This window comes from Streptomyces sp. GL_140 (assembly GCF_057834465.1).
In genome coordinates, this window is sequence record NZ_CM174404.1 from 4,101,617 (window position 1) to 4,112,288 (window position 10,672).

Consider the following 10,672-nt stretch of genomic DNA (forward strand, 5'->3'; position numbering starts at 1 on the left):
TGCGGTGGGGCTCTTTGCGTTCCCCGTCTCCGGTGGCGGCGGTCGCAGGAGCGGGACACCGTGTGGGCATGGCAGCCCCCGTCTCCGCCCCCGACGGCACCTCGTCCACCCGGGAGCCCCTCGTCCGCCACCTGGGCCCCAACTGGTACGCCGCCGTGATGGGGACGGCCATCGTCGCCAATGCCGGGGTGGCCCTGCCGGTGGAGGTGTCCGGACTGCGCACCGGCTGTCTGGTGGTGTGGGTCCTGTCCGCGGTCATGCTGGTGGTACTGCTCTGCGCCCGCGCCGTGCACTGGGCGTTCCACCACGACCAGGCCAGGGCCCATCTGCTCGACCCGACCGTGGCTCCGTTCTACGGCTGCCTCTCGATGGCGCTGCTCGCGGTCGGCGGGGGCGCGATGCTGGTGGGCCGGGACTTGATCGGTGCCGGGCCGGCCGTCGTCGTGGACACGGTGCTGTTCCTCGCGGGAACGGCCGTCGGACTGCTCGCCGCCGTCGCGATCCCGTACCTGATGGTGGAGCGGCACCAGATCAAACCCGGCAGCGCGTCACCCGTCTGGCTGCTTCCGATCGTCGCGCCCATGGTCTCGGCGGCCCTCGGTCCCCTGCTGATCCCCCACCTGCCCGCCGGCCAGTGGCAGTCGGCGCTGCTGCTCGGCTGCTACGGAATGTTCGGGCTGAGCCTGCTGGCGACGTTCGTGCTGCTTCCCGTGGTCTTCTCACGGCTGGTCAGCGGCCCCCGGCTGCCGCTCGCGCTGACGCCGACGCTGTTCCTCGTACTCGGCCCGCTGGGCCAGTCCACGACCGCGGTGAACAAGTTCGCCGACGCGGCGCCCGGGGTGGTCCAGGCCCCGTACACCGACGGCTTCCGGACGCTCGCGGTGATCTACGGGGTCCCGGTGATGGGGTTCGCGCTGCTCTGGTTCGCCTTCGCGGGCGCGGTGCTCGTCCACGCCCTGACGCGGGGTATGCGCTTCTCGATGACCTGGTGGGCCCTGACCTTCCCCGTGGGCACCTGCGTCACCGGAGCGGAGGGCCTGGCCCGGCACACGGGCCTGGACCTCTACCGCTGGCTCGCGCTCGCCCTGTACGCGTTCCTGCTGGCCGCCTGGCTGGTCGCCGGCAGCCTGACCCTGCGCGGGCTGTTCACGGGTGCGTTCCGGCCCGCTCCGGCGGCCGGGTGACGCCGATCCGGCGGCGGAACACCCAGTACGTCCACGCCTGGTAGGCGATGACGACGGGAGCCCCGAAGGCCGCGACCCAGGTCAGGATCGTGAGCGTGTACGGGGAGGAGGCCGCGCCCCGGACGGTCAGGCTCCGGGCGGGGTCGGTCGAGGAGGGCATGACGTCGGGGAACAGGTCGAGGAAGAGCCCGGCGACCAGGGCCGCCACGGCCAGCCCCGAGAGCGCGAACGCCCAGCCCTCCCGGGCCTTCTCGGTCGTCTCCGCCACGAGGAACAGGGCCGCGACGGCCACCGTCAGCACGACGAAGGCGGGGATCGCCGGGCGGTGGATCTGGGTCCAGAAGACGAAGAGCAGCATGGCCACGACGGTGGGGGTGGTCAGCCGGCAGGCCAGCGCGCGGGCGCGGCGCCGGAGGGCCCCGGTGGTCTTGAGCGCGGCGAAGAGCGCGCCGTGGAGGGTGAACAGGCACAGCGTCACGCAGGCGCCCAGCAGGGCGTACGGGTGCAGGAGGTCCAGGGCCGTGCCCGTGTAGTTGCCGTCCGTGCCGATCGGCACCCCCCGCACCATGTTCGCGAAGACGAGGCCCCACAGGTACGCGCATCCCAGCGAGGTCCAGAAGACGCACCGGTCGCAGGTGCGGCGCCAGCGCTCGTCGGCCCGCTTGGCCCGGTATTCGAGGGCCACGCCGCGCACGATCAGGCAGACCAGGAGGGCGAGCACCAGCGGGTAGAAGCCGCTGCACAGGGTGGCGTACCAGTCGGGGAAGGCGGCGAAGGTCGCGCCGACGGCGGTGAGCATCCAGACCTCGTTGCCGTCCCAGACCGGGCCGATGGTCGCGAGCAGCACCCCGCGCTCCTCGGCGTCGCGGGCGAGGAGCCGAGTCAGGACGCCGATGCCGAAGTCGAAGCCTTCGAGGAAGAAGTAGCCCGTCCACAGGAAGGCGATCAGCACGAACCAGACGTCGTGGAGTTGCATGGGGAGTCGTCCCTCGTACGTAGTCGGGTGCGCGCGCAGGTCAGCAGGCGGAGGTCAGTAGGCGAAGGCCACGGGGCGGTCGGCGGGCTCCGGGGAGTCCGGCGCGCCGTCCTCGAGCTGCGGTCCGGCCGCGGCCCAGCGGATCATCAGCCGGACCTCGACGACCGCGAGGGCCGCGTAGAGCACGGTGAAGACGCCGAGGGAGACCGCGGCCGAGGCCGTGGAGACGCCGGGCGAGACCGCGTCGGCGGTCTTGAGGAGGCCGTAGACCGCCCAGGGCTGGCGGCCCATCTCGGTGAAGATCCAGCCGAAGGAGTTCGCGATCAGCGGGAAGCCGAGGGTGAGGACGCCGGCCCGCCAGAACCAGCGGGTGAGGAAGGGGCCGAGCTCGCACCGGGCGGTCGCCATCAGTCGCGGGGTCTCCTCCTCGCCGGTCCGCAGGCGGGGGTCGAGCCACAGCCTCGTCCGGGTCAGCCACAGCCCGGCGACGGCGCCGGCGAAGGAGGCCATCCCGAAGCCGATCATGAGGCGAAAGGCCCAGAAGGTCATGAAGATGCTCGGTACGTAGTCCTCGGGCGCCCCTCCGTGGAGCGCGGCCTCCTGGCGGGCCGTGTCGTTGATGCCGGGCACCGATCCCGTGAAGTCGTGGTGCGCCAGGAAGGACAGGAGCCCGGGGACCTCGATGGCGACGTCGTTGCGGCCCTCGCTCACGTCACCGACCGCGAAGACCGAGAACGGCGCGGGCGCGCTGGTGTCCCAGAGCGCCTCCGCGGCGGCCATCTTCATCGGCTGCTGCTCGAACATGACCTGTCCGAGGCTGTCGCCGCTGACGGCGGTGGCGAGCCCGGCGACCGCGGCGACGCAGAGGCCGACGCGCAGCGAGGCACGCATCACGGCCGTCCGCCGGCCCGGTTCGCGGCGGCCTCGCCACAGGTGGAAGGAGGCGATGCCGACGACGAACGCCCCGCCGGTCAGGAAGGAGGCGGAGAGGGTGTGCCCGGCCTGGACGAGGGTGGTGTGCTGGGTCAGCACGGCCCAGATGTCGGTGAGCCGCGCCTTGCCTCCGGCCTGGTCGACGGCGTACCCGACCGGGTGCTGCATCCAGGAGTTGGCTGCCAGGATGAAGTACGAGGACAGCACCGTCCCGAGGGACACCAGCCATATGCAGGCGCAGTGGACCTTCTTCGGCAGCTTGTCCCACCCGAAGATCCACAGTCCGATGAAGGTGGACTCCAGGAAGAACGCGATCAGCGCCTCGAAGGCCAGCGGCGCCCCGAAGACGTCGCCCACGAAGCGCGAGTAGTCCGACCAGTTCATGCCGAACTGGAACTCCTGGACGATGCCGGTGACCACGCCCAGCGCGATGTTGATCAGGAAGAGCTTTCCCCAGAACTTCGTCGCGTGGAGGTACTTCTCCTTGCCGGTGCGGACCCAGGCCGTCTCCAGGCCGGCGGTGATCGCGGCGAGGGAGATCGTCAGGGGGACGAAGAGGAAGTGGTAGACGGTGGTGATGCCGAACTGCCAGCGGGCCATGGTCTCCGGCGCGAGTGCCAAGTTCATGCGTCCACACTCCGGCCGGGCCGCGCCCGCGCGGTAGCGGCAACGGATCGATGGGTCCATAGACTGGCTCTATGCCGCTTCCCCCTCGCGTCCCCGATCTGCCGGCCCTGGACCTGCTGCTCAGCGTCATCGAGCTGGGCAGCCTGGGCCGGGCCGCCGAGGCGCACGGCATCAGCCAGCCGTCGGCCAGCTCCCGCATCCGGTACCTGGAGAAGCTGGTGGGCCTGCCGGTCCTGGAGCGTTCCACGCTGGGTTCCAGGCCGACTCCGGCAGGCGCGCTGATCGCCGAGTGGGCCGGCCCGGTGGTCGAGGCTGCCCGGCAGCTCGGCGCGGGCATCGACACCCTGCGCGAGCAGCGCGACTCCCGTCTGCACGTGGCCGCCAGCCAGACCGTCGCGGAGTACCTCTTCCCGAAGTGGCTCGTGGCCCTGCGCACTTCCACCCCGGGAACCACCCTCACCCTGGAGCCGGGGAACTCGGCCGCGGTGGCCCGGGCCGTGCTGGAGGGGCGGGCCGGGATCGGCTTCATCGAGAGCCCCCGGGCGCCCAAGGGGCTGGAGAGCCGCCTCGTGGCCAGGGACCGCCTCGTCGTGGTCTTCGGACCCCGCCACCCCTGGGCGCGGCGCACCGACATCAGCCTGGCGGAGCTGGCCGCGACCCCGCTGATCCAGCGCGAGCCCGGCTCCGGGACCCGTACCTCCTTCGAACGGGCCGTCGCCGCCCGCGTCCCCGGCTGGCAGCCCGAAGCGCTGATGGAGCTCTCCTCCACCACGGCCATCAAGAACGCCGCGGCCGCCGGTGTCGGTCCGGCCGTCCTCAGCTCGCTGGCCGTCTCCGCCGAGCTCGCCTCGGGCAGCCTGCGGACCACCACGGTGACCGGCCTCGACATGACGCGTTCCCTGCGCGCGGTGTGGCCCGCGGGGCAGCGGCCCGCCGGACCGGCCCGGGACCTGTACGCCATCGCCCGCCGCCCGGCGGCCGGGGGGTCGTAGGGCCGGGCCGCCGGGCCGGCCTCTCGGACCAGCGCCATAGAACCGTTCTATGGATGCATCGATCCGTTGCCGCTACCGGCGCGGAACTCCTGGGCGCAGGGTGGAGTCGAGAAAAGATCCCCCCGATGAAGCTGGGACACCATGTACACCCTCCTCTTCCTCCTCATCTTCTTGTGCGTCATGACGGTGCTCCGCGAGCGGCCGGGCCCGTCCCGGATGCTGCTGTGGACGGGAACCCTGATCGTCACCACGGTCGCCTTCCTCCCCCACGTCATCACCCACACCTTCCACATCGCCCTCTGAACCACCCCGTTCCGGAGGAGGAGACCTCACCATGAGCACCACCGCCAGCACCGCCAGCACCGCCAGCACTCAGATCCCCGCCCGACCCACCACCGCCGGCTCGGCCCGGCTCTCGAACCGACTGGGGCTGTGGTTCGCCCACGCCTACGTCATCGGCCTCTGCGGCACCCTGGCCGGCGCCTACTTCTTCCAGTTCGGGCTGTGGGAGTACCCCTGCCCCATGTGCCTGCTCCAGCGGATGTTCTTCCTGCTCAGCGCGTTGGGCCCGGCCTGGATCATCGCCCGGTCCCGCAAGGGGGCGGTGACCACCGGGGAATGGGCCTCGGGCTGGGGCTGGGCCATCGGGGCCGCCCTGATCGGCAGCACCGTCTCCGCCGCCCAGGTCCTGATGCACATCGTGCCCCCGGACCCCGGCTACGCCGGCGCCCTCTTCGGCCTGCACCTCTACACCTGGGCCCTGATCACCTTCCTCGCCGCCGCGCTGGCCGCCGCGGCCGCCCTGTTCCTGACCCCCTGGTCCGAACCCCTGGACGCCGGCCTCGCCTCGCCCGCCCTGCGCCGTGCGGGTGCCGTCACCCTGGCCGTGCTCTTCGCCTTCGCCGCCAGCAACCTGATCGCCTGCTTCTTCCTCCAGGGATTCGCCTGGCAGATGCCCGGCGACCCCACCGAATACCAGTTCTTCACCTAGTTCGGCATCTGAGACGTTGGGTGTTCGACTCCGCTCCACTGGTTAGGGGGGTCGTGTTCATGCCTCGCTCCTACGTTCGGTATGCCCGAGTCGCACCACCCGAGGGGGATCTCCCACACATGCGCCGCAGATCTGTGAAGACACTGACCGTCCTGGCCATCACCTGTGCCGTGGCCGCCGGTACCGCCGTCACCGCCAACTCTGCGCCCCAGTACGGCGACCAGGGGCGTGGCGAGATCCGCAACGTCATCTACCTGCTCGGTGACGGCATGGGCCGCACCCACGTCACGGCCGCCCGCGAGCGGTTCTACGGTGCTGCCGGCAAGCTGAACATGGAGAAGCTGCCGAACTACGGCGCCGTCGCCACGTACGCCGTCGAGAAGGGCAGCGCGAAGCCCTCGCTGGTCACCGACTCCGCCAGCTCCGCCACCGCGTGGGCCTCGGGCGTCAAGACGTACAACGCGGCCATCGGTGTCGACTCGTACGAGAAGAAGGTCGCCACGCTGATGGAGCAGGCCCACGCGGCCGGTTTCGCCACGGGCAACGTCTCCACCGCCGAGATCACCGACGCCACCCCGGCGGCGCAGGTCAGCCACGCGCTGCTGCGCGGCTGCCAGGGCCCGGTCTACTCCGACGCCGCCTGCCTCCCCAAGAAGGAGGACGGTACGTACGAGGCCGCCCCCGCGGACAAGACGCTGATCACCCCGATCGCCGAGCAGATCGCCCGCAACGGCACCGCCGACGTGCTGTTCGGCGGCGGCCTGGCCCGCTTCGAGCCGGACGACCAGAAGGCCCTCCAGGCCCAGGGCTACCAGGTGCTCGGCAGCTTCGGCGACGCCGCCCTGCCCGCCCAGACCGCCGCCAGCCAGAAGGTCGCCACCAAGGCGGACCTGGACAAGGCCAACGGCAAGAAGGTCATCGGCCTCTTCAACCGCGGCAACCTGACCGTCGAGCAGGCCAAGGCCGGTCTGCCCGCGGACGCCGTGCAGAAGCAGGAGCCGACGCTGGCGGACATGACCAAGAAGTCGATCTCGCTGCTGACCGACCGCAAGCAGCAGGACCGCAAGAAGAACAAGGGCTTCTTCCTCCAGATCGAGGGCGCCCAGATCGACAAGCGCTCGCACGCCAACGACGCCGCGCAGACGCTCGGTGAGGTCAAGGCGTTCGACGACGCGGTCAAGGCGGCCACGGACTTCGCGAAGAAGGACGGCCACACCCTGGTGATCGTCACGGCCGACCACGAGTGCGCCGGCTTCAACATCATCGAGCACGGCACCTACACCAACTCCGAGGCCGTCGCGCCGCCCGCGAACACCGACTCGGGCAACCCGGCGAACAACAGCACCCCCTCGCGCCCGACCTCCGGCGCGAAGGACCCGGTCCGCTCCAGCGGCATCCTCAACGGTGCGGGCTCCGGCGACGCGAAGAACTTCGCCCCGGCCACCTTCCGCACCCCCGACGACGCCCCGGGCATCAAGGACGGCAGCGCGGACGCCAGCCTCTGGCTGACCTACCTGTCCGGCAACCACACCGGCGCCGACGTCCCGATCTACGCCTACGGTCCGGGTGGCAACGCCTTCGCCGCGAGCCAGAACAACACCGAGCTGTACGGAAAGATGTACCGCTCGCTGTTCGGCCGCTCCGCCCACTGATCCGGCCCCACCAGGAGCAACCGATGATTCACCTCGCCCGCAGCGCGGCCGCCGCGCTGGCCGCCGCCGCAGTACTCGCCCTCGCGACGGGCTGCTCCGGCAGCACGGACACCGGCGCCGGCGCACCCGCCGTCTCCGTGTCCCCGGTGGCCATGCCGGCGCCGCGCAGCGCGCCCTCGCCGGCCGCTTCGCTCGCGCAGCCGGCCGCGCCGGGCGAGGTCCGCCTGGAACAGGGCCCGTTCAACGACCGCGTGAAGCTGACGGGCCTCGAGCTCACCGGCAAGCAGACCGTCACCGGGCACCTGGCCATCACCTCGGACGTCAGCGACACCCTGGCCCTGGAGGTCGCCGCCGCGTACTACGACGGGGCGGGCCGCCTCGTGGGGACCGGGAAGTTCGAGTACCAGGAGGAGGGCGAGGACGCGAAGGGTGCCGAGCACCACGACGGTCCGCGCGCGGCGGGTCCGGACGGCATCGCCTTCACGGTGACCCCGGGCGCCCTGACCGGCACCGCGGCGAGCGTCGTGCTCTCCATCCCGGTCCTGGTCAGCGAGTAGCCGCACCTCTCACGGCTGTGCGTCGAAGAAGGGTCCCACCGCTCGCGGTGGGACCCTTCGCGTTGCCGCCACCCTCCGCGTTGCCACCACCCTCACCCCGGGGGCCGCGGCCCGTCCAGGAGCCCGCTCTGGGCCGTCAGGTACGCGAGCTGGGCGCGGCTGTTGCTGCCGAGGAGGTCGGACATCCGCTTCAGGTGGGTGGCGACCGTACGGGTACTCATGCCGAGCCGGCTCGCGATGGCGGCGTCGGTGTACCCGTCGACCATCAGGCGCAGGACGTGGAGCCGGGTCTCGTCGGTGAGGACCTTGGGCCGCTGCTGGTCGGGTTCGTAGACGATGGGTTCGGCGCGGTCCCAGGCGTGCTCGAAGACCGAGACGAGGAAGTACACGATGCCGGGGTCGGTGACCTTGAGCGCGTGGTCGCGGTGCTCCTGCTCCTTGTCGGGGATGAAGGCCACGGAGCGGTCGCAGATGATCAGGCGGTCGAAGACCTCGTTGACGGTGCGCACCTCGACGCCGACATCGGTGACGGCCTTGATGTAGTCGAGCGTGGGGCCGTGGGTGCGGACGGTGTGCTGGTAGAGGGTGCGCTGGCGGACTCCGCGACGGCAGGCCTCCAGGGTGTTCTTGAGGGACTGGGCGAGTACTTCCTCGGGGCGTCCGCCGCCCGGGTGGGCGGTGAGCAGCTCGGTCTCGGCCGCCTGGACGGCGTTCTCCACGGCGGCGGCGATCACCGGGGCCCTGGTGAGGCGCTGGACCGCCTCGCTGCCGTCCGAGCGCACGCCCCGGTAGACGCCCTCCATGCGGGAGAGCAGGGCGCGTTTGGCGGCCAACTCCCGCTGCTGTTCGAGGATGCGCAGTTCCACGGGGTGCGCCAGCGTGGCCGTGGCCACGGCGGGCGGTACCGGTATCAGGAAGTCCGGGTCGTCCATCGCGGGTGCCAGCAGGCCCAGTTCGAGCAGGCAGCCGGGAGCGCCGGCCCTGGCCGCGCGGCCCTGCTGCACCGCGGCCCGGTAGTACTCGACGCCCCGGTCGCAGATCTCCCCCGACGAGCGGGACCTCTCGGGGTCCCCCTCATCAGGGGAGGGCTCATCGCCCTCCGTCAGACGGCACATGCCGGGTCCCCTTCTGCTTCACGCAATGCACGATCATGACCCCCGACGTCCCTTCCGTCGGCCTGCGCACACCGGCATTCTCTTTCTTGTGGCCAACAGGACGAGAACCACCAAGTAACTGTGCAGGGGGAAAAGGAAATGAAGGACGTCCCATCCATGCGCGTCATCACCGGCGCGCTGGCCGCCGGAGCAGCCGTACTGGCGCTCTCCGCGGCAGCCGCCGGAGTCGTCGGATCCCAGGGTGTGACCGCCCAGGACGCGACGCACATCGGCGCGGCGCCGGCGCCCGTACCGGCCGACCCGGGCTGGGCCTGAGCCCGTACCCCGCCGGTGATGAGCGGCGCGTGAGGCCGCGGCGACCAGGTCGCCCCACCCGCTCGACGGCACGTCACAGCCCCTTTAGCTTCCCTTCCCCCGTGATCCGGGGAAGGGGAACGGCTCGAAATGGTGGTGTCCCCGCCGACGGGCCGCCATCCTGCCGCACTCGTCATCCCGAGTTCCGGCATGCCGATTTACCGAAGGAGACCGAAAAGAATGACCACCGCGATCGCGGCTCCGAAATGCCTCGTGTGCGACACCGAATTCGAGGTGCAGGCCGACTGGGAGAAGGGTGAGATCACCGAGTGCACGGCCTGCGGCCAGGAGCACGAGGTAGTCGAGAAGACCGATGCGACGGTCCGCCTGGACCTCGCCCCCGAGGTGGAAGAGGACTGGGGCGAGTGACCTCCCCCGATCAGGTCCTGCTCTCGGTCACCATGCTGCGCCCGGACGAGAAGCTCCTTCTCACCGCGCTGCGCGCCGAGGGACTGAAGGCACAACCGCTGCTGATGGAGGATCTGGCCGAGGTGGTGGCGGGCCACTCGGGCCCGCCCGCCCTGGCTCTGATCAGGAACCTCTCCCACCGCGACGCGATCAGCGTCTCCCGGCGCCTGGAACACGCGGGCGTCACCACCCTCAACCGCGCCTCGACCATCGAGACCTGCAACGACAAGGGCCTCCAGGCCCTGCTCTTCGCCCGCAGCGGCATCCCCCACCCGGTCACCCGGCACGCGTTCAGCTACGACCAGGTCCGCTCCACCGTCGCCGCTTTCGGACTGCCGTCCGTGGTGAAGCCGGTCAGCGGGTCCTGGGGGCGCGGGGTCACCAAGATGGCGAACGCCGAGTGCGTCGACGCCTGGGTGGGCGGACGGGAATCCCTCGACGCGGGCGGCAAGCTCTTCCCGGTCGTCGTGCAGGAGTACATCGACAAGCCCGGCCACGACCTGCGCGTGGTGGTCGTCGGACGCACCCCTGTGGTGGCGATCCAGCGCGTGTCGGACGACTGGCGCACCAACACCCACCTCGGTGCGGAGGTCCGTCGCACCGAGATCACCCCGGAGATCGAGAAGCTCTGCGGTCAGGTCGTCGACGCCCTGGGCCCCGGCTTCTACGGGGTGGACCTGGTCGAGGACCTCACCACCGGTGAGCTGCTGGTGCTGGAGGTGAACGCGAACCCCGAGTTCGCGCGCTCCTCCGCCCTGCACGGCGTCAACGTGGCCGGCCACCTGGCCGCCTACATCGCGCAGCAGCTCTCGGAAGAGCACCCGGAGCACCGCTCCGGGCAGCAGCTCGCGACCTCGGCCGTCTGACACCGGGCGCACCGAGC

The 10,672-nt window shown here is 71.1% G+C and carries 12 protein-coding genes; 9 read left to right on the forward strand and 3 right to left on the reverse strand.

Going from position 1 to position 10,672, the window contains the following annotated elements:
• The first annotated feature begins 68 nt into the window (after window positions 1–68).
• On the forward strand, window positions 69–1,184 hold the full coding sequence (locus AC3IYJ_RS19080; protein WP_489402483.1) for a TDT family transporter: 1,116 nt from the start codon (window positions 69–71) through the stop codon (window positions 1,182–1,184).
• On the opposite strand, the gene cydB is transcribed toward AC3IYJ_RS19080, so the two are convergent.
• Both cydB and AC3IYJ_RS19090 read right to left on the reverse strand, forming a co-directional pair.
• Window positions 1,147–2,160 carry a cytochrome d ubiquinol oxidase subunit II gene (gene cydB / locus AC3IYJ_RS19085; RefSeq protein ID WP_489402484.1) on the reverse strand — a complete coding sequence of 338 codons (1,014 nt, stop codon included), beginning with the start codon at window positions 2,158–2,160 and terminating at the stop codon, window positions 1,147–1,149. The two genes, AC3IYJ_RS19080 and cydB, sit on opposite strands and share 38 nt — an antisense overlap.
• A 54-nt stretch (window positions 2,161–2,214) precedes the next feature.
• Window positions 2,215–3,720 carry a cytochrome ubiquinol oxidase subunit I gene (locus tag AC3IYJ_RS19090; protein WP_489402485.1) on the reverse strand — a complete coding sequence of 502 codons (1,506 nt, stop codon included), beginning with the start codon at window positions 3,718–3,720 and terminating at the stop codon, window positions 2,215–2,217.
• 71 nt (window positions 3,721–3,791) lie between these two features.
• Here AC3IYJ_RS19090 and AC3IYJ_RS19095 point away from each other — a divergent pair, with 71 nt between their 5' ends.
• The 5 genes from AC3IYJ_RS19095 (at window position 3,792) to AC3IYJ_RS19115 (ending at window position 7,912) form a co-directional block, all read left to right on the forward strand.
• On the forward strand, window positions 3,792–4,712 hold the full coding sequence (locus AC3IYJ_RS19095; protein ID WP_489402486.1) for a LysR family transcriptional regulator: 921 nt from the start codon (window positions 3,792–3,794) through the stop codon (window positions 4,710–4,712).
• Between the two features lie 141 nt (window positions 4,713–4,853).
• Window positions 4,854–5,015 (forward strand): hypothetical protein, encoded by a 162-nt coding sequence (locus tag AC3IYJ_RS19100; protein WP_489402487.1) that lies wholly within the window; start codon window positions 4,854–4,856, stop codon window positions 5,013–5,015.
• Window positions 5,016–5,046: 31 nt separating this feature from the next.
• On the forward strand, window positions 5,047–5,703 hold the full coding sequence (locus AC3IYJ_RS19105; protein WP_489402488.1) for a disulfide bond formation protein B: 657 nt from the start codon (window positions 5,047–5,049) through the stop codon (window positions 5,701–5,703).
• Window positions 5,704–5,822: 119 nt separating this feature from the next.
• Window positions 5,823–7,355: an alkaline phosphatase gene (locus AC3IYJ_RS19110; RefSeq protein WP_489402489.1), complete on the forward strand. Its 1,533-nt coding sequence runs from the start codon at window positions 5,823–5,825 to the stop codon at window positions 7,353–7,355.
• Window positions 7,356–7,378: 23 nt separating this feature from the next.
• Window positions 7,379–7,912 carry a hypothetical protein gene (locus AC3IYJ_RS19115; protein ID WP_489402490.1) on the forward strand — a complete coding sequence of 178 codons (534 nt, stop codon included), beginning with the start codon at window positions 7,379–7,381 and terminating at the stop codon, window positions 7,910–7,912.
• A 92-nt stretch (window positions 7,913–8,004) separates the two neighbouring features.
• Here AC3IYJ_RS19115 and AC3IYJ_RS19120 read toward each other — a convergent pair whose 3' ends face one another.
• Entirely contained in the window at window positions 8,005–9,027 is a 1,023-nt protein-coding gene (locus AC3IYJ_RS19120; protein WP_489402491.1) for a helix-turn-helix transcriptional regulator, read from the reverse strand.
• A 156-nt stretch (window positions 9,028–9,183) separates the two neighbouring features.
• On the opposite strand from AC3IYJ_RS19120, the gene AC3IYJ_RS19125 reads away from it, so the two are divergent.
• The 3 genes from AC3IYJ_RS19125 (at window position 9,184) to AC3IYJ_RS19135 (ending at window position 10,655) form a co-directional block, all read left to right on the forward strand.
• Window positions 9,184–9,342, forward strand: a complete 159-nt coding sequence (locus AC3IYJ_RS19125) for a hypothetical protein (RefSeq protein ID WP_489402492.1) — start codon at window positions 9,184–9,186, stop codon at window positions 9,340–9,342.
• A gap of 219 nt (window positions 9,343–9,561) precedes the next feature.
• Window positions 9,562–9,750 carry a lysine biosynthesis protein LysW gene (locus AC3IYJ_RS19130; RefSeq protein WP_330297291.1) on the forward strand — a complete coding sequence of 63 codons (189 nt, stop codon included), beginning with the start codon at window positions 9,562–9,564 and terminating at the stop codon, window positions 9,748–9,750.
• The gene (locus AC3IYJ_RS19135; RefSeq protein WP_489402493.1) at window positions 9,747–10,655 is read left to right on the forward strand and encodes a RimK family alpha-L-glutamate ligase; all 909 of its coding nucleotides are present in this window, start codon (window positions 9,747–9,749) and stop codon (window positions 10,653–10,655) included. Before AC3IYJ_RS19130 ends, AC3IYJ_RS19135 begins: the two co-directional genes overlap by 4 nt.
• Window positions 10,656–10,672 lie beyond the last annotated feature (17 nt).